Below are 19,792 nucleotides of genomic sequence, written 5' to 3' on the forward strand. Positions count from 1 at the left end.
GAACATGTTGACCAAAGATAACTATTTAGTCGGTTACTTGTTTATTGTGCAATCTCACGGTTCCAACGATCTGTCCAACCTTTAACTTGTTGATTCACGAATTCCATATCCAGCTTGTTCAGCTTCTCAACAACTTCAGCGCCATATGTTACGCCTTCTGCTTCTTCAGCAGTCAGTTCAACCTTTGTGTTAACAGGGGAATCGACTTTGGCTTTGGCAGATTTTGCTTGTACATCCTGGCTGAGCTGCCAGTTGATGAACTCTTCAGCGAGCTCTTTGTTTTTGCTGCCCTTCACGACATTGATTGTGTTCATCACGGCATATGCACCTTCGCTAGGTGTAACAAACTTTGCATTAGGCACGGCTGCTTTCAGATCTTTGAAATACATTTCCATGATTGGTCCGCCCGCAATTTCTTCTTGGGAGAACATGTTCACAAACTCGGACGTTTGGCTATAGAATTTCACCACATTGCCGCTCAGTTTTTTCAGTTCAGCAAATGCCGCATCTTCATTAAACGTATCGTTACCGGCTACACGGGAAGCTGCATCCACAACCATTGGGCCTGCTGTTGCCGTAATATTCGGGATGGTCAGGTTACCTTCGAACGCCGGGTCCCACAGGTCACTCCATGAAGTCACTTCTTTGGATACGAGATCCGGGTTATAAGCGATACCGAGCTGTCCAACCGTGTAGGCCGGGCCATAATCTTCACCAAGTGGTGCTTTGGCAATATCATAAATGTCATTTACATTTGGAATTTTGGAGCGGTCGATTTTCTCAAACAAACCTTCATCGATACCTTGTTGTGCATAATAATCAGACAGGTAGATAACATCGACATTTGATGTACCTTGACGAATTTTATTCAAACGTTCAGCGTTATTGCCGACTTCGAGCACGATGTCTACATTATGTTCTTTTTCGAATGGACCAAATACTTCTTCATTGAAGAAATCTTCGGAGAAGCCCCAAGTGGAGATAACCAATTTGTTCGCTGCGGTTCCCCCACTGCCTGATCCGCCTGTTGCATCATCCGTGCTGCTGCCACAACCTGCAAGTAATACTGATGTCATTGCCACTGCTGCCAAACCGCTAATCCACTTTTTCATCATGATCCTGATTCCCCCTGATATATGTGTTTTAACAACCCAACCATTAAGTTGAACTAAATTGATAACACATCTTACGTAGAAAACAGAAAGAACCTGGAGAAACGAAGTGTTCGCCTTTATCACAAGATTTCTCCCTTATTTAAAGGAAATAAAAGAAATCTGGGGATAACAGCGATCGAAGGGTCTTCCTGATTTTCGAAGAATATGATGTGTTATACAGGGTTAGTTCGACTTAAAAAACAAAAAGAAAAGTGCTCTTGTATAAACAAGAACACTTTTCTTCGTAAACAAAGGAAAGCGACACCCGCTGCCGGTACATCATCGGTTTCTGCTTCAGAATCAATCCAAAGACAGACGCCATCATATGAAATTTGTACGGAACCTAATCCTGAATCCGGGCCATAACCTCTGCATACATCAACAAGAATCAATCCTGCCGATCCATCCTTAGGCCTGTTCCAGAATCACATTTGTGATTGCCCACTGAGTGGACGCATCATAATCCCGCAATATAGCTTCAATTGGCATACCCATGTGTTGCTCGAGCTTCTCCCGGAATTTCTTCTTATATAAGACAGACATGCGGAAGTCCACTTCCAGCTTTAAGCCGGGGGCCTCCCCTTCCAGGGCGTCAGAGCGCGGTGAACGTCGGTGCTTCGCGTAGAAGGTCACAATATTCTGGTCAATGGTCACTCTCAGGAGAGTGGTGCCAAATCCGAACAGTTCCTTCGAAATTTCGTTATAATACTGGCACATCTTCTTCTTGCTCTCATTGCTGTCCAGTAGTTCCATGAACTCACCCACATCTCTTACTACCGTACATTCGACGTGTTAACACGATTGATTATACATAAATATACGATCATAGGCAACCCAAAAGATATAGTTAACATGATAATAACACATAAAAGCGAACGATGAGACATTAACCGCCAAAAACAATTCGTCTTAAACCACAGTGAATTTACATTAATATGCCTGCATGTCATTCCTATACTATTGTTGCTTCTATACTCCGTTTTCATACACAGGATTCGAGGCCTTTGTTTCAACTTTCCCTAAATGGGTACTAATTCCTGCGAAACATAGACAAACTTCGTCATTAACCGTTAAAATGAGACACAATGTTGACATGTTTTTATTTTCTAGAAATTGGAGGCTCATACCATGAAATGTCCAGTATGTAATCACGAAAATGGAGATGCCCATTTTTGCGAGAGGTGCGGCTCTAATCTAACGCAAACAACCTCATCACCAACTCCTGTACCGAACTCGGAATCTGCTGCTTCCGAACCCGAATATACCCGTTGGTCCAGCACGCAGGCTACCTCTTCCCAGGCATCCGTTCCATCCAACACACCATCCGTCTCCATTCACAAGGAACAGGCGAGAGAATCAACAGGTACCAATGACCATGCTTCTGCAGGAGACAATAGCTCCAATCAGTGGAATAATATTGTGCAGAATGAGAAAGTTCAGCAAGCCAAAGAAGTAAGCAAACAGTATCTATCCTATTTCCTCAGTGTATTGGCCCGTCCTTATCAGACGATGAAAACCGTTGGTGACCAGCATTCCCTAAACGGATGGCTAACGATGGCGCTAATTGCAGTTCTATCTTCTACATACTTCTTAATTACCTTTAGTCGCATAGGCATGGACGGCTTGTTCATTGGTGGATTTTTAAGACCGCTGTTGTTCACCGTCATTATCCTGATTGCCTCTATTGCACTGATGTACGCTATTCTGAAGATTGAAAAAATAACCTTCCGTCCCAAAACACTGGTTGCCCAGTTCGGTACATTGCTTGTTCCTGCTGTCGTATCCCTTGTTCTGGCGAATCTATTTATTATCATCTCGTATTCCATCGCGATCTCATTACTTGCTGTCTCGTATATTATTATCTTTGTTGCGCTGAACGCGGTGCTGTTCCAATATCCACTGAATCGTACCCAAGCAGCCATCGACAGCATGTACAGCGTGCTGATCGCCAATGTGGTCGTATTCTTTATTCTGTATCGATTGTTGGGTGAGATTGTTATTGGGCTGATCCGCTTGATGCTTTCGCCTTTTGGACGTCTGTAAACTATATCAGTTGGAATAAAGCTGTTTACACTCGTTACTTCGATGACAGAACAACCTTCCGATCGCTCTTATCTCATTAGATTTGTATTAAGGCCTTCCTTGCTCATGCCGGGAAGGCCTTTTTTAGGTTTTCTATGGCAGCGTTGCGCCGAGCATGTATCATACACTATAATGTGTAGTGCAACAGGTATGTTCTTATTTACGTAACAAACACAGAACTAGCAACTCCCGTTACGTAATGAGTGGATTCACCACTGCCACCAACACTACATTATGTAGTGTATTAATCACTCATTTTACAAAGAAAGCAGAGGAACTCTCTATGGACATGACTCATATGAATCATATGCAAATGGAGCACGAGGCAGGTACCTCCTACCTGTGGCTCATCGTAGGTGTAATTGTATTGCTGTTCTCCATCGCCACCTATATCTGGGCATCACGCACACAGGGAAAAATCCTGGGCCACATGAAAAAGAAAGAGCGGGCGAACATCCAGAAACAAAGTCGATCCCTTCGGCTGGCTGCACATGTAATGATGGCAGTGTCGATTATTACGTTTGGTCTGTTCTTCATGCAAGGGGCAGGTAAAACATATAATGTAGCCGATCTGAAGTCCAACGCGACAATCGACGTGACGGACGATAAATATTATGGGGCAGACCATACGGAGGACCCCATTCAGTATGAGATGACAATTCCAACATCGGGGCCGCATAATCCGCATGATATCAAGTTTGGATTTTACACCGACTTCCCGGGCTACAATTACCTGGTACACAATCTGGAGCACGGGGATATCATCATCTATTATCGTGAGAACGCAAGCGATGACTTGAAGGAGCATCTGAAATACCTCGCTAAATTCCGCGAAGCCGGAGCAGGTATTCTGGCTGTACCCAACAAGGATATTCCCGAAGGCAGTGAAGTCGTGGTGACCGCATGGACCAAAACGATGAAGCTCGACCAATTCGACGATGCCAAAGTAGGTACTTTTATCAATAAATATATTAATCAGGGACCTGAAAAGATTCCTGCCTCTGTTCGCCAGGGCGGCGGAACGATGTAATGACGTAATCACCCAGTCATGTGAAGCCCCTCTATGTAGTGACAATGAGGTGTGTTCCAATGATGAGCATGGTCAATATAGGATTGAAACAAAACCAGCTCCCGGATCAAATTGACTCGGGAGCTAATTCTTTATGGACCGGATGCCGATATTTCAAGTAGAAAACTGTATATTTGATATACAATACATACGAACCAAAGAAAAACGACAAACACCAAGTAAAGAGACAAAGAGAAGATTGATTCAACAGATCAAGGGGGAACACTTTTACCAATGAACAGTTTGTTTATGAGGATCTTTTTATTTTTTTCCTGTCTGATGCTAGCCGCGGGTGCGGTTCTTGGCATTACCATGTACCGTTCATCGGCCCAACTGGTCGAACAATCCATGGGGATGCAGGCACAGGCTGTGGGTGAACGGGCAGCTGCATTAATTGACACCTCTCTGTATGCACCACTCAGTACCGGACAGGACCAGACAGCGTATTACGGCATATTGCGTGAGCAGCTCAGTCAGCTGCGCGAGGCCAATGGACTCAAGTATCTGTACACCCTTGGTACACGCGAAGAAAATGGAACAAATACATATTTCTACGTTGTGGATGGGGCTGCTGCCGATGTGGCAGAGGATGACTTCTCCCCTTACGGTTCCGCAGAAGAGACCCATTATGAAGGAATGCTGCAAGCTTTTGAACAGAATGAGCCTATTCGGGGCGAACTCACACAGGATGAATATGGCGCTACCATTACAGCATATGTGCCGATCCATGGGGCTGACGGGAAAGTACTAGGATTGGTCGGTGCGGATCTGGATTCCACTGCGGTCTATGAACTGATGTCCCGCAACCGTATGACCATGATCTGGACAGCCTTGGCTATTGTTCTGCTGAGTGTCTTGCTGGTGTATGGATTCGCCCATTACTTGACCCGACCATTGGTGAAGTTGAAGAAGTTAATTACCCAGGTAGGAAAAGGCGATCTGACCGTCAACGTTGAACTTAGTCGCAAGGACGAGGTGGGACAGCTCGCTTCCGAGTTCAAACATCTGGTTACAGGTACCCGTGATGTCATGACGGGCATCCGTCAAAGCTCCGACTCTCTGCTACAAGCTGCAGAAGGAGTATCGAAACATTCACAGTCGACTGCTGAAGCCAGCCAGCGCATTGCCGAGCATACCAATCATACGGCCAGTGGAGCTGCTGAACAGGTGGCTCGTGCTGGCGAAGTTACGGTAGCCATGGAAGAGATCACACGCAGCATGCAGCATATTGCGAATTCTTCTTCTATGGTCGCGGATGTATCACAGGAAACGACCAATAACGCGGTGCAAGGTCAAGCCAACATCAACACGGCAATTGATAGCATGGACAAAATTCATCAAGCAAATGTGCAGATGGTGGCCTCCACCTCTCAGCTGGAGCAGTACTCAGGTAAAATTGAGTCGGTAGCACATCTGATGAAAGGCATCGCTTCACAGACCAATCTGCTCGCACTTAATGCAAGTATTGAAGCAGCTCGTGCAGGAGAGTATGGCAGCGGGTTTGCGGTGGTTGCCTCAGAGGTTCGCAAGCTTGCGGGGGAATCAGAGCAATCGTCCCAGCATGTAACCGAACTGATCGCCGAGATGACACGCCAGACTGCCCTGTTGTCAGAACATATGTCTGCCAGCACATCAGCAGTCCAATCCGGTCTCGCTGTTGTTCAGGAGGCAGGCCGTTCATTCACATCCATTCATACCGGGATTGAGACGATGAATGAACGTCTGCACGAAGTATCCGCAGCATCTGAGCAGCTGTCTGCCAGTGCAGAAGAAGTATCCGCTTCTGTGGAGGATATGGAACATATCTCACGCGAATCCTCTTCGAGCATCCAGAAGGTATCGCACGCTACCGGAAGCCAACTGCAATCCATGGATGAGATGAGTGCATCCGCCGAATCGCTGCGGGTATTGTCCAGTGAGCTGAACGGATTGATTGGTCGATTTAAAATATAGCGGGCAGCTAGATTACTATATAAATCAGCCCAAAACAAAAAGCCGCACGGCAGGGACGGGATCATGGGGTTCAACCCCATACCCAGACCACTGCCTGCGGCTTTATTTTTTGTTGTCCTTTAATGTTGGCAAGCCTTACAGCTGCCTGAATTAGTAGCGCTGCGGAGCAGCTTTTTTACCCAAATCCGTCATATACGTGAAGAACGCTTCCGGATCGGTATCATACACCAGTTGTACTGGACGTCCGTCTGCTTGCTCCACCGTGCGGCCTTGGCTAGGACCATCCGGGATAACAATACAATTTACGGTTTTTTTCTTCACGATGTCCTCGCGTCCAACGGAAGCCGTTGTCAGCACATCCCACAGATAGTATGTGGAATTTGTCTCACTGTACACCAGTGGCGGACAACCTGCGTAACAGTTACCCAGGAAGTCAACGCCTTCGAAGCGACGCTCTGCTGCCCAGCGGTTACGAACGGCTGGAGTCAGAGGTACTTTGTTCGTGCTTTCCAGTGCAACCAGATCGATCTGGATACCGCTCTGCCACACGCGGTAAGCGGCTTCCGGGTCCCAGAATACGTTCCACTCTGCTGTGCCATCATGCTCAGGTTCTTCTACGTTACCACGCTCAAATGTACCGCCCATCCATACCAGCTTGTCGATTTTCTCTTCAATGTCTGGTGCTTCGTCCAGTGCACGCGCAAGGTCTGTCAGTGGGCCTGTGAACAGGAGCAACGTTTTGCCTTCGGTATTGCGCACTTTCTCGATCAGATGCTGGTGTGCCGGAACAGCAGAGAGTGGAGCTTCCATTTTGCCGGACTCGTTCAGTACAGGAAGAGCATCTACATAGAAGGAATGCAGTCTCCACGCCGCAGGAAATGGATTTTTCCCTCTGGAGTTGGATTTGGATACCTCTACGGAATATGTACCGAAACGATCGATAATTTTACGGCTGGCATCTGTTGCTGGCTCCAGATATCCGTCTGCCGGAATAACCGATACGCCGGTTACATGTACATTGTCCATTTGCAGAAGCATGAACAGCGATACGAGGTCATCCACGCCGCCGTCATGGTTAAAATACACATTAAGTTGGTTCGTCATGCTTGCTTTCATCCTTCCCCTGGTTGTCCCATTGATGTTGATCATCCGTCTGCCCAAGGCCGACGCTCTCTCTATTATGTCCCATAAACCTTGGTTACGTAAACCTTCCCCATGCAAAGAAAACAAGGATCACGCCTCATCCTGCGGATATTTTACAGTTCCACCATTCCATCTCAGGAGGACAACTGGTATAGGTCATCAGCGTTCGGAAAACAAAGAAATGGACAGCAGGCTTGAAGCCCCGCCGTCCATCTCACCCATTCCATGCATTACATGGACTGGTTCTGTTTCTCTTCATTCTTCTCTGCAATCGGCACATACTTTCCTGGCCAGAAGGCCCATTTACCCAGCAATGCGGTGATCGCCGGTACCATGAACGGACGAACCAGGAAGGTATCCAACATCACACCAACGGCTGTGATAATACCAAACTGCACCAACACCTGAATTGGTAATGTAGCAAGAACCGCAAACGTTCCTGCCAAGATTAGACCTGCAGATGTAATAACAGAGCTTGTCTCGCCAACACCTTCTCTGATCGCTTGACGAAGTGGCATCGTTTTGCGTTTCTGCCAGATGCTAGAGATCATGAAGATGTTGTAGTCTTCACCCAGTGCCACGAGGAATACGAAGGAATACAGCGGAATCGCTCCCTGAATGGCATCTGCGCCAAGTCCGTAGTGAATGATGATCCAACCCAGACCCAGTGCAGAGAAATACGACAGAACAACCGTTGCAATCAGATACGCTGTAGCTACAACTGAACGCAGGTATAATAGTAATAACAAAGTAATCATGCCGATGACCACGGGAATAATGATCTTGGCATCCCGTTCTCCGGTTACTTCAATGTCATACTGTTCAGCCGTCTGACCATCGATCCAGACCTGACTGTCCACATTAGCTACACCAGCGTCTTGAAGCGCCTGTTCCGCAGTAGCTCGCAGATCTGGAATATGCTGCATTGCCTCCATGGAATATGGATTCAGATTAAATTCCACATCAAAGGCGGTAATGTTGGCATTCTCGGCACCCTGCTGAGCATCGCCTACTTTGCTAATGTAATCCAGCGATTCGAGCCGCTGCTTCAGATCAGTTTCTTTGCCTTCGGCATCAACGATCACTTTGACTGGAGCCAGCTCACCTTGGGAGAATTGTTCACCGATGACGGTGAAACCTTCGCGGGAAGGCACATCCTCCGGGAAGGAAGACAACAGATCATACGTGAATTTAACCTGAGTAGAGAATGCCGCCAGTCCTCCCAGCAATACCAACGTAATTGCAAGAACGGTCCATGGCTTTGTTACTACAACACGGCCAATCCAGCTTTCCTTCACTTTGCGCGGGGCAGGAGCCGGTTTGCCTTTTTTCTTCGCACGATCCACTTCCATCTCATGTGTACGTGGTACGAACGGATAGAATGAACCCCGACCGAAGATCGCCAGAAGCGCCGGAACCAGTGTCAGACTTGCAATAAACATGATAAAGATGGACAGACTGAATGGTACGGCAAAGCGATGATATGCACCGTATTCAGCCAGCAACAGTACCAGTAGTGCTGCAACGACCGTGAATCCACTCATGGCAATGGCGCCAGATGATCCGGTAATTGCCTGGAAAATGGCTTTCTTTTTGTCCGGCTCATGATAGAGAATCTGGCGGTATCTGGAGATCATGAACAGGCAGTAATCCGTTCCTGCTCCAAATAACAACACGGTCATGATCGAAATGGACTGTGCATCCACCGTAATCCAGCCCTGATCCGCCATGAATCCGAGAATGGGGCTTGTCACCATATACGCGAATCCAACGGCAATGATCGGGATAATCGCCAATACCGGCGAGCGGTAGATCAACAGCAACAGTACTAATACCAGTAAAACCGTAGCGATCAGCAAGGATACATCGGCGGAGGAGAATAGCCCGCTCGCATCAATGGATATCCCTACTGGCCCTGTCACACGGGCAATCAGAGTATTGGTATCATCTATGGCTACATCGAACGGATTTGCCCCGAAGATGTCTTGTGTTTTTTGCTCAAGTGCTTCAATAGCTTCCTTCAATTGTTCTGAATCGGCACCTTCATTGAAGAAAAGTGGCATAACCAAAGTACTTCCATCTTCCGAAAGCTGGCCTTTCAATGCCTGTGGTGGCAATTGATAGAGTGGCACAACGGACTGTTGTTGTTCTACCGGATCTTGATCCAGTCGCTCCGTTAATGCCTGAATGTTCTGAATCTGCTCATCCGTCAGACCGCCGGCTTGACGCCATACGATCAGTGCGGGCAATCCCTCACCACCAGGGAATTCCTTCTCAGCAAGTGCAGCTGCCTGAACCGATGGTTTAGATTCACTCAGATCCTGTGCGTTATTGGTTTCACGATCACCTACAGCAGGCCATACCATGCCAAGCACAACGGCGATAATGATCCATACCAACAGCGTAATCCATTTGCTTCGTTTGCCGGCAACCCAGCGGCCGTAACCCGAACCTTCCTGCATTGTCTCTTCATCTCCCTATTCTGTTTCTATGAAGCCCTAATATATATGATGGTGTAGTAATGAACCACGGGTCATAGTATAATCGAGTTAATTATATATACCGGAAGGTTAATTTTGCAATGCCTAATTTTGTGAACACTTCTAACAAGCAATTAAATACGTAAAGAGGTATGTACTTATGAGCAAAAAAACAAACATTCCCCGTTCACCGGGTAGACCCAAAACAGCTGTGGATCAAGCATCTGTTCAAACCAACATATTGATGACCGCGTCACGTCTGTTTATGGAATACGGGTATGAACCCGTCTCTCTCCAGCAGATCGCTTCGTTATGTAATGTGACCAAAGCATCAATCTATTATCATTTCACCAGCAAAGCCGACCTGTTCACCGTTGCCATCACCCGCATGATGGCGATGGGCATGCAGCAGACTTCGCTCCGTCTGGATGAACCTGGTACGTTGCAAGAACGACTGGTTAAGGTTGCCGAAGCCAAGATGCAGCATTCCCATATTGAAACGGAGACCATGATGCGAGAAGCCGAGAAACATCTGGACACGGAGCAGCTCGCTCAGATTCGGGAAGCAGAGCTTCGCATATTTGAAGTACTAGCTACCCATTTTCAGAAGGAGATGGATAATGGTTATTTGCGGGTCGGGAACCCTATGCTGCTTGCCCATGCATTTACGTCACTGCTGATGCTCGCGAACCGCGAAGATGTACGCAACATGAATGGCGGCAGCATCGAGGAACTTGCGCAGGAACTGGTGGCGCTGTTTCTGGATGGAGCGGTTAAACGGAACTGATGCTAGCTCCAGATTCTAGCCAATGCGGCAATACCCGGGTCAATGCGTTCCAGCTCTATTCCGGCAAAACCGATAATGAACTCTCTTTTGCCGTCTGCTGGTCTGCTCCCGTTCGCCCACAAATATTCCGTTGAACTGATCTGTATCCCTGCCTCTATCGCTGCGGTTACCAATTCTGTGGCTGACTGTTTGGTTACCATTCGCAATACCAGATGGAATCCGGAATGTTGACCCCTTATTTCAACCCGATCTCCAAAATGCATCTGAATGGCCTGAACGATCAGGTCATGCTTTCGTTTGTAGACATTACGCATTTTACGGATATGCTTGCCCAGTTCTCCTTCACGCATGAACATCTCCAATGTTCGCTGATGGAGTCGGGAGGCTGATTGCTCGAATAGAACATTCTGATACATTTCGCGAAAATCATCCATTAATTCTCTCGGAAGCACCATGTAATGGATACAAAGAGCAGGTGCGAGCACCTGCGAGAAACCACCCATATAGATTACGCGACTTCTCTCGCGTAGCCCCTGCATTGATGGGATTGGTCTTCCATGATACCGGAACTCTCCATCGTAATCATCCTCGATAATGTATGCCTTTATTCGTTCCGCCCATTCGAGCAACGCCAATCTGCGAGTGATCGGCATGGTCATACCTAGTGGAAATTGGTGAGAGGGTGACACACCCGCCAATTTTACCCCGGACTGTTCCAGCTCCGTTAAGTTTATGCCATCAGGATCCAGAGAGATCGGGACAACCCGATAACCATAATTGTGGAATGTACCAGGTAACAGTCGGTATCCAGGATTCTCTACACCGATGGAATGCGTTGATTCTCCTTTGTGAAGAAGGGTCTGTGCTAATAGAGACATTAGCAGATGCTGTTCAGCACCCACAACAATCTGCTCTGGAGAACAGCTGACTCCCCTGAACTGCGCAAGATAGACAGCAATCTCACATCGTAGTCCCCATTCTCCCTGAGGGTCTCCATAGAACAACAACTCCTTCGCTTCTTCCCGCCAGATTCGATTAACATATTGGTGCCACTTGGCAATTGGAAACAGGCTGAAATCATTGCGTGACATATGAAAATCATATTGAACTGCTCGGGCAGGGCGTATTGCCTGATGGTCTGACCACGTCTTTTGGGCCACGGGAGCTTGTCCGGCTGTCTGTTTATCTGTTTGCCCAATCTGCATGGCATGATCGCTGTCCACCATGGCACGAACATGATAGCCACGACGTGGCTGACTGTATATATATCCTTCGGCGATCAATTGCTGATAGGCCCATTCCACCGGAGTAGTGCTTATTCCAAGCATCTCGGCAAGTTTTCGCACCGAAGGCAATCGGCTATGTTCAGCCCAATCCCCGTGAATGATTTCCCTTTTGATATGATCCGAGAGCTGTACATAGATTGGCGCACTATCGTTCTCGTCTAGCTTCGGTAATGTAATCATCATGATGCACCTCATCTGTCCTGCAAAATTAATTAAAACTGTATATTTGGAAGTATACAGTATTGGGATATACTCATGTCATCATCAATGTGTAACGCCAACTTTAAGAGGCAGGGCCATCTCGATCAGTCCCGCCTTGAACCTATAGGAGGAACAACTAATGTCACATTCAAAACCTTCCCCACGTATCCCACGTCTGCTAGAAACGTCGCGCATATATCTGCGTCCCTTCGAGATTACAGATGTGGATGCATACTTCCCCGGTCTGTTTGACGCCGAGATGCGTAGGCTGACGGGAACACAGAACAGTTTCACACGCGCTCAGGTCGAACGTTATGTTGAGAGCGCTGCACAAGATGACACCAGACTCATGCTACTTATTGCTTTACAGGAAAATGACCAGATCATCGGAGATGTCGTCCTGATGGACATGCATGCCAAGAATCGCAGTGCACATATCCGGGTTGCCATCGATCAGTCGGAACATCAAGGAAAAGGTTACGGTAGCGAGGCGTTGCTACTTATGCTGGACTACGGCTTCGGAATCTGTAACCTGCATCGAATCGAGCTTGAGGTGTACGCCTTCAACGAGCGAGCCATTCGCACGTATGAGAAGCTTGGATTCCAGCGCGAGGGTGTAAAGCGGGATGTCTTGTTCTACAATCATCAATACCATGATGCCATTCAGATGAGTATGCTGGAGGATGAGTTCAGGCAACGTCATATGAGAGATCAGCCAGAGAAAGTTTAAGTTTTCGATCAACTAAAATCAAACTAAAAAACCGGGGGATTTAATAACCCTCCCCGGTTAGAAACTTCAGATGACCCGTCAGCACCGACAGCTCGGCGGGTGTCTTCATATACAATTCGCCGTCCGTGTCAGCTGACATCGGCGCATCCGTCTTCACTTTTAACGTAGATGCCTTGAAGTATGAAATACTCTCACTCTGAGGTTGCCATTCTCCCTCTGGCTTGTGCGACAGAATCTCTCGCAGTAGCGGAATGCCTGTCTCATGAATAATGAGCACGTCCAGTTCGCCATCCTGCAACGCATCCGGTGCAAAGGGCAATGCATTTGTTCCCAGAAAACGGCCATTGGCTGCATAGATCATCACCGCTTCGCCTTCCATCTCTTTCCCATCCGCCTCCAGTTGGTAACGAAACGGCTCTGTATGACTAATTGTCTGTAAAGTGCTGATAAAATAACTGAGCTTCCCCAGCGCGCCTTTCAGATTCTCGTTAATATTCTGCGATGCATCACTGATCAAGCCAATGCCGAAAAAGTTCGTGAACACCCGATCATTAGCTCGTCCAACATCAATAGATACCACCCGACCTGCCAGCATTTCTTGTGCCGCAATCTCTGCATCCGGTGAAATACCGAGCGAACGGGCAAAGTCATTACAGGTGCCTCCAGGCAATATACCAATCAACGGAGGATTTTGCAGATCGGCCAGTCCATTCACGCATTCATGCACCGTGCCATCCCCACCCAGGATAAACACCACATCGAATTGCTCCCCGCGTTCACGACACAGCTTCTCTCCTTCACCAGCTTCATCCGTACGCACAATGACGAGTTCATGGACAGCGGGAGCCAGCACACCAGCCACAAGGCCCACTGTATTCTCACGATTGGCCTTGCCCGAATGATGATGATGAATTAACAACGCTTTGTTAAACTCCATCCCTCTTCCTCCATTCCAATGCTTGTAAACCTTTACCCACAAAGGTTGAAGCCGTAAACAAGCCCTTCGCTACGCACTCATCATGATTCCAAATAGGTTTCCCAATCAGGTATGCATCCTAATCCTCATTCATTCGTAATAGCTAGATGGCCCGTTTATCCATAAACCATTTCCTTGTTTAACCAGATGTATGCATGGAAAAAAGGGTTTCTCCGCACCTTAATGTCATAAGGTTGCAAATTTTGCTGGTGAGAACCCATTCAAATTGAGTCAAAACGGTTATATCTATACCATATACGAATGGAGGGATTCCCTATGATTCCGGCAACGTTGGAACAATTGGAGCAAGTTCGCAAGGAATGCCGTACCATGGTTCGCAAAAGAGCTACCGCTTCTGCCGGTACAACACTCGTTCCGCTGCCCGGTACAGACGTACTGGCTGATGTGGGGATGCTGATGCAGCTGTTGCCTGCCATTAACAATAAATTCGGATTATCACAAAAACAGTTGGACGGCATGGACCCCGAGACCAAATCCATGATCTATGGATTCGTGATGTCCATCGGAAGCAAAGTCATTGGTCGTATGATCACCAAGGAATTGGTTGTCCAGGTTCTGAAAAGAGTCGGTGTACGCGTAGCCACCAAATCGGTCGCCAAATTTGTTCCTTTTGCAGGACAGGGATTGGCTGCCGCACTCAGCTTCACAGCCATGCGCTATGTGGGTAACAAACATGTGGATGACTGTTATGAGGTTGTCAAACGCATGATTGAGCAGCGCGAATTAATCCCGGGTGAACCCGCTCCGTCTGCGCTGGAGGAAGCTAACAGCGACGACGTGAAGGCAGAAGTAAGGTCGGTCTCTAGCAATGACACTGATGAACCTGCGAACGATTCTAAGGATCAGTAAAATGCGGGTCATGCTATGCCCAAACTGAGGCTTACAAAGTATCTCATGACTAATCTGGATGTCCCACTTGGTGAGCTTATGCTCGTATGCTTGTATCTAGATTGATGTACAATGAATTCAGAATATAAATAAACGGGACAAAGCAGTGTAGTTACACCGCTTCGTCCCGTTTTTATTTTTGCACGCATGGCATATGTAAGACAATTATGACTAAGGTTTATTAGAATATTTTAACGAACTCAGCACACTCTAATAGGCACAATTCCACAATACCGGCGTTCTAACGAATCATAGACACTTTATTTCCGCATTCTGCAGTTTATTTTACCGCTTTGTGTTGCTTATCAGAGAAATAACATGTCTCAAGTTCGTTAGAATTGGGAGTGCTTGATAATCCTCCATATAAGGTGTCTACGATTCGTTAGCATGGACGAAGGATGAACCCTCATCCTGTCTGCACCTCACGCAAACAACTGAAAGGCTGACGAGCACCACAACCCAATTACTATGCCAACGTTCCTTCATATCTTATAGATCCATCGTATCCAAACGAACACATGAGAATCGACTCCTCTGGATACACGACAAATAGCCGGGAGCACCCCTAAGAGTGCTCCCGGCTATTCTAGTTAGTTACAGTGTAATCAGATCGCCTGCGGTTGTTGCTCCGCAAACTGACTATTGTACAGATCGGCGTAGAAGCCCTGACTTGCCATCAATTCATCATGATTACCCTGTTCAATCACGTTACCATGATCCATAACCAGGATCAGATCGGCGCCGCGAATGGTTGACAAACGGTGTGCAATGACAAAGCTCGTGCGATCCTTCATCAGATCATTCATTGCTTTCTGGATAAATACTTCGGTCCGTGTATCCACGCTACTCGTCGCTTCATCCAGAATGAGGATGGCCGGGTTCGCCAAAATCGCTCTTGCAATGGTCAGCAACTGTTTCTGCCCTTGAGAGATGTTCGACGCCTCTTCATTCAGCACCGTATCATAACCATCAGGCAGTGTACGGATAAAGTGATCCGCATGTGCCGCAACGGCTGCCTTGATTACATCGTCTTCCGTAGAACCTTCTCGACCATAGGCGATGTTGTCCCGAATCGTTCCGTTGAACAACCAGGTATCCTGAAGCACCATGCCGAACAGACTGCGCAGCTTACCACGCTCCATGTCCTTAATGTCTGAACCGTCAATCGTAATCCGACCATCCTGAATTTCGTAGAAACGCATTAACAGGTTGATCAGGGTGGTTTTACCGGCTCCCGTTGGTCCAACAATGGCTACCGTCTGTCCCGGTTTTACATCAATATTCATGTTATGAATGAGCAGTTCATTTTCTTTATATCCAAAATTAACACCTTGGAATGCAACCGCACCTTTAGGCTGCTGTAGTTGCACGGGTTGTTTGGACTCCGGAACTTCTTCCTCTTCATCCAACAACTCGAATACACGTTCCGCCGAAGCAATCGTCGATTGAATAATATTCGAGATATTTGCAATCTGGTTAATCGGTTGTGTAAATTGACGGGAATATTGTGTAAAGGCCAGAATATCCCCGATGGAGATAGAACCACGTGTAACGAAGATCCCACCGACCACACAGATCAGCACATAACCCAAGTTACCCACAAAACTCATGAGCGGCATAATAATACCGGAGATAAACTGAGCTTTCCAGCCAGATTCATACAGTTCTTCATTGACCTTCTCAAATTGCTGTACGGATTGTTCTTCGCGTCCAAATGCTTTGACGACCTTGTGTCCCGTGTACATCTCTTCGACATGACCATTCAGTTCCCCAAGGGATTTCTGTTGACCCGCAAAGTGTTTTTGCGAACGAGATGCAACCAGCATGACAACAACTACACTGAGTGGCAACGTCAAAATCGTGATCAGCGTCATCCATGGACTAATCGTCAGCATCATGATAATTACGCCGACAATTGTGACGATAGACGTAATGAACTGTGCCAAACTTTGCTGAAGTGTATTACTGATATTGTCCACGTCATTCGTGGCACGGCTAAGTGTCTCCCCAGTTGTGCGGGAGTCAAAATATTTCAAAGGAAGACGTCCAACCTTCGCACTGATCTGCTCACGCATGTCATACACAACACGTTGGGCCACACCGGCCATCAGGTATTGCTGAACATACATAAATGCAGCACTGAATAGATAGAGTCCGCCAAGCAGGTATAACACTTTCATCAATGCAGGAAAATCAATCCCGGCTCCCTGTACACCCTGAAGGATGGCAATGGCGCCTTTACTGAGAATATCCGTTCCTTCGGCCATAACTTTTGGACTGATGATGCTGAATACGGTACTCAAAATGGCTGCAACCAGCACACCTAGCAGACGAGAACTATGGGGCTGGAGATAACGAATCAAGCGACGCAGTGTGCCTTTGAAATCTTTTGCTTTCTCAGCGGGAGGTCGCATGCCCATTCCGGGACCTGGACCCGGTCCACCATGGGGACGAGGCGACTTACGTTCTGTACGTTCACTCATGCGATCTCCTCCTCTGTCAGCTGGGAGGATACAATCTCGCGATACACTTCATTGTGCTCCAGCAGCTCTTTATGTGTTCCTGAACCGACAATTCGGCCCTCATCCATAACTAAAATGCGATCGGCATCCATTACTGTACTTACGCGTTGCGCAACAATCAGCACAGCCGCTTCTGTCGTTTCGGACTTCAGCGCAGCACGAAGTTTAGCATCCGTTTTGAAATCGAGAGCAGAGAAACTGTCATCAAAGATATAAACTTCCGGACGGCGAACAAGTGCGCGAGCGATGGACAGACGTTGCTTTTGTCCACCAGATACGTTGTTACCACCTTGTGCGATAAGGCTGTCATATCCCTCTTTCATCTCAGTAATGAAGTTCTCCGCCTGAGCTGTACGGGCCGCATGAACAACTTCATCCATTGTGGCATCGTCTTTCCCGTGACGGATATTCTCCGTAATCGTACCCGTAAAGAGGACTGCCTTTTGTGGTACAAATCCAATTTTGGCACGCAGATCTTCCTGCCGAATTTCACGCACATCCGTACCATTTACCCGAACACTGCCTTCGGTCACATCATAAAATCGTGGAATAAGACTGAGCAATGTCGATTTCCCAGAACCCGTACCGCCTATGATGGCTGTTGTCTCACCTGAGCGAGCTGTGAAAGATATATTGGACAAAGCTGGATTCTCTGCGCCCGGATAACGGAAAGTTACATTGTCAAACTCAATCATACCCTGCATGGATTTCATACCACGAGGCTGCTCGGGATTGCTAAGATCCGGCTGCATATCAAGCACTTCGTTAATCCGTTCTGCCGATGCTGAAGCTCTTGGAATCATGACAAAGATCATCGAAACCATAATAAGTGAGAACATGATCTGCATTGCATACTGGATGAAGGCAATCAATGCACCGATGTTCATATTACCAGTGTCGATCCGCATTCCACCAAAATAAAGGATGGCAATCATCGAAAAGTTCATAACCAGCATCATCACAGGCATGATGGTCGCCATGAGCACATTAACTTTGATCGATGAATCTCTCAGTTCTGTATTGGCCCCGTTAAAGCGCACTTTCTCATGCTCCCCACGGTTAAAGGAACGAACAACCCGAATCCCTGTTAACTGCTCACGCAGCACCAGATTGAGACGGTCCAGCTTTTTCTGAATGGTTTTGAACAAAGGTAAACCCTTGGCGCCAATCAGCGCAATAGCTCCACCCAGTACCGGAAGCACGACCAGGAAAATCGTAGACAATTTGGCGTCCTGAGATACCGCCATGAAGATACCCCCGATACACATGAGCGGAGCCATAATCATCATTCGCAGCATCATCGTAAGTACATTCTGTACCTGCGTGATGTCATTCGTCGTACGCGTAATCAGTGAAGCAGTCCCCATCTTATCGAACTCCTGGAGCGAGAAATTCTCCACATGGCGAAATACTCTGCTCCGCAGTTGTTTGGCAAATCCACCCGCTGTTCGAGACGAGAGATAACTGGCAATCACCGAACACGCTGTTCCGCCAATCGCGATGACCAACATCCATCCACCAATCTGCCAGATATACGGGATATCCCCTTTAATGATGCCGTCATTCACAATATCTGCCATTAACGTAGGCAGGTACAATTCAGCAAGCGACTGAAACAGTACCAACACCAGAATAAAAATAATCGGAATTTGGTATGGCTTCAGCATGCGAAACAGTTTCATCATGGCTTATCATCTCCTCTTGTCGAATCATCCTTTTGCAAGGAAGTTAATGTATCAAAAAAGGTGTATACCTTTGTCAACAACTCAGCCAGCTGAGTACTGTCTTGCTCACCCAAATGCTCAACTAACTTATTGAATATTTCCATGCGTTCTTGGTGAGCAGCCCGAATAATTTCACGACCTGCTTCAGTAATCGTGATGCGGACAGCACGGCGATCCTCCGGGTCCATCGTCCGTTTGACCAGCCCCTCATCTTCAAGGCCACGAATAACAGGTGTAATGGTCGGTGACTTCACTCGTAGCAATGCGCTGATTTCCGAGACTTTCATCCCGGGATGGTTGGATTCGATCGTGTCATTGAAATCAGGCGGATTGTCCTGCCAGTTCAATTGTTCTCCCGGATGCATCCCGTGGAGTAAACAACCCAGCACCATAATTTCATTGTGATTGCGCCCATGAGGTTTATGTTGCCTCCATTTGCCTTTATTAAACTGCATAATGGAGTACAAAAGCTTCTGAGCGACCGGATCTATACCAGTCATAATGGGTCCCTCCTTCTTTCTTTATCATTCCATAGACATCCAACATCATAGGACATCTATTAAATAGTAATACAATTAAATAGATGCACAATTAATTAGGTTTACTAAGTATATTATCGCAAGAAGCCATTGTCAAACATCTAAAAATAACCAACATAAACCCATAACCAAGAGCATACACGCGCTTGATTATGGGTTTTGTCATATGGCCTCCATTGGAGCCCACTATAGTTAGTATGTACAATTCCATGAATTCAACTTATAAAGAAACTCCCG

15 protein-coding genes are annotated in these 19,792 nt (G+C 47.1%); 6 read left to right on the forward strand and 9 right to left on the reverse strand.

Annotation, left to right across the window (positions count from 1 at the left end):
- Nucleotides 1-41: 41 nt before the first annotated feature.
- Together MHI55_RS29165 and MHI55_RS29170 are read right to left on the reverse strand one after the other, a co-directional pair.
- Complete coding sequence (locus MHI55_RS29165) at nt 42-1,112, reverse strand: ABC transporter substrate-binding protein (protein ID WP_036613093.1); 1,071 nt, start codon at nt 1,110-1,112, stop codon at nt 42-44.
- A gap of 450 nt (nt 1,113-1,562) precedes the next feature.
- Nucleotides 1,563-1,907 carry a Na-translocating system protein MpsC family protein gene (locus MHI55_RS29170; protein WP_036612876.1) on the reverse strand — a complete coding sequence of 115 codons (345 nt, stop codon included), beginning with the start codon at nt 1,905-1,907 and terminating at the stop codon, nt 1,563-1,565.
- A 375-nt stretch (nt 1,908-2,282) separates the two neighbouring features.
- Here MHI55_RS29170 and MHI55_RS29175 point away from each other — a divergent pair, with 375 nt between their 5' ends.
- The 3 genes from MHI55_RS29175 to MHI55_RS29185 all read left to right on the forward strand — a co-directional run bounded on the left by MHI55_RS29175 (nt 2,283) and on the right by MHI55_RS29185 (nt 6,258).
- Entirely contained in the window at nt 2,283-3,197 is a 915-nt protein-coding gene (locus MHI55_RS29175) for a hypothetical protein (protein WP_253503917.1), read from the forward strand.
- Between the two features lie 337 nt (nt 3,198-3,534).
- Nucleotides 3,535-4,266 carry a DUF3105 domain-containing protein gene (locus tag MHI55_RS29180; protein ID WP_340387916.1) on the forward strand — a complete coding sequence of 244 codons (732 nt, stop codon included), beginning with the start codon at nt 3,535-3,537 and terminating at the stop codon, nt 4,264-4,266.
- 273 nt (nt 4,267-4,539) lie between these two features.
- Nucleotides 4,540-6,258, forward strand: coding sequence for a methyl-accepting chemotaxis protein (locus tag MHI55_RS29185; RefSeq protein ID WP_340387918.1), 1,719 nt, complete (start codon nt 4,540-4,542; stop codon nt 6,256-6,258).
- Nucleotides 6,259-6,408: 150 nt separating this feature from the next.
- On the opposite strand, the gene MHI55_RS29190 is transcribed toward MHI55_RS29185, so the two are convergent.
- Nucleotides 6,409-7,362: a nucleoside hydrolase gene (locus MHI55_RS29190; protein ID WP_017691781.1), complete on the reverse strand. Its 954-nt coding sequence runs from the start codon at nt 7,360-7,362 to the stop codon at nt 6,409-6,411.
- Between the two features lie 269 nt (nt 7,363-7,631).
- Nucleotides 7,632-9,863, reverse strand: a complete 2,232-nt coding sequence (locus tag MHI55_RS29195; RefSeq protein WP_340387920.1) for an MMPL family transporter — start codon at nt 9,861-9,863, stop codon at nt 7,632-7,634.
- Nucleotides 9,864-10,041: 178 nt separating this feature from the next.
- Here MHI55_RS29195 and MHI55_RS29200 point away from each other — a divergent pair, with 178 nt between their 5' ends.
- The gene (locus MHI55_RS29200; RefSeq protein ID WP_076253712.1) at nt 10,042-10,668 is read left to right on the forward strand and encodes a TetR/AcrR family transcriptional regulator; all 627 of its coding nucleotides are present in this window, start codon (nt 10,042-10,044) and stop codon (nt 10,666-10,668) included.
- Nucleotides 10,669-10,670: 2 nt separating this feature from the next.
- Here MHI55_RS29200 and MHI55_RS29205 read toward each other — a convergent pair whose 3' ends face one another.
- A complete protein-coding gene (locus tag MHI55_RS29205; protein ID WP_340387922.1) occupies nt 10,671-12,137 on the reverse strand; it encodes a PLP-dependent aminotransferase family protein in 1,467 nt (488 codons plus the stop codon).
- A gap of 157 nt (nt 12,138-12,294) precedes the next feature.
- Between MHI55_RS29205 and MHI55_RS29210 the strand changes: the two genes are divergently transcribed.
- Complete coding sequence (locus MHI55_RS29210; protein ID WP_340387923.1) at nt 12,295-12,885, forward strand: GNAT family protein; 591 nt, start codon at nt 12,295-12,297, stop codon at nt 12,883-12,885.
- Between the two features lie 40 nt (nt 12,886-12,925).
- Here MHI55_RS29210 and MHI55_RS29215 read toward each other — a convergent pair whose 3' ends face one another.
- Nucleotides 12,926-13,822: a diacylglycerol kinase family protein gene (locus MHI55_RS29215; protein WP_340387924.1), complete on the reverse strand. Its 897-nt coding sequence runs from the start codon at nt 13,820-13,822 to the stop codon at nt 12,926-12,928.
- A gap of 315 nt (nt 13,823-14,137) precedes the next feature.
- Between MHI55_RS29215 and MHI55_RS29220 the strand changes: the two genes are divergently transcribed.
- Nucleotides 14,138-14,731: a hypothetical protein gene (locus MHI55_RS29220; protein WP_036612896.1), complete on the forward strand. Its 594-nt coding sequence runs from the start codon at nt 14,138-14,140 to the stop codon at nt 14,729-14,731.
- Between the two features lie 644 nt (nt 14,732-15,375).
- On the opposite strand, the gene MHI55_RS29225 is transcribed toward MHI55_RS29220, so the two are convergent.
- From MHI55_RS29225 to MHI55_RS29235, 3 genes are read right to left on the reverse strand one after another with little or no spacing between them, the layout of a single operon-like run.
- Nucleotides 15,376-17,253, reverse strand: coding sequence for an ABC transporter ATP-binding protein (locus tag MHI55_RS29225; RefSeq protein ID WP_253503938.1), 1,878 nt, complete (start codon nt 17,251-17,253; stop codon nt 15,376-15,378).
- Nucleotides 17,250-18,977, reverse strand: a complete 1,728-nt coding sequence (locus tag MHI55_RS29230) for an ABC transporter ATP-binding protein (protein ID WP_036667885.1) — start codon at nt 18,975-18,977, stop codon at nt 17,250-17,252. Before MHI55_RS29230 ends, MHI55_RS29225 begins: the two co-directional genes overlap by 4 nt.
- Nucleotides 18,974-19,516, reverse strand: a complete 543-nt coding sequence (locus tag MHI55_RS29235) for a MarR family transcriptional regulator (RefSeq protein WP_036612904.1) — start codon at nt 19,514-19,516, stop codon at nt 18,974-18,976. Before MHI55_RS29235 ends, MHI55_RS29230 begins: the two co-directional genes overlap by 4 nt.
- Nucleotides 19,517-19,792 lie beyond the last annotated feature (276 nt).

Source organism: Paenibacillus sp. FSL E2-0151, assembly GCF_037993015.1.
Classification (GTDB): domain Bacteria; phylum Bacillota; class Bacilli; order Paenibacillales; family Paenibacillaceae; genus Paenibacillus; species Paenibacillus amylolyticus.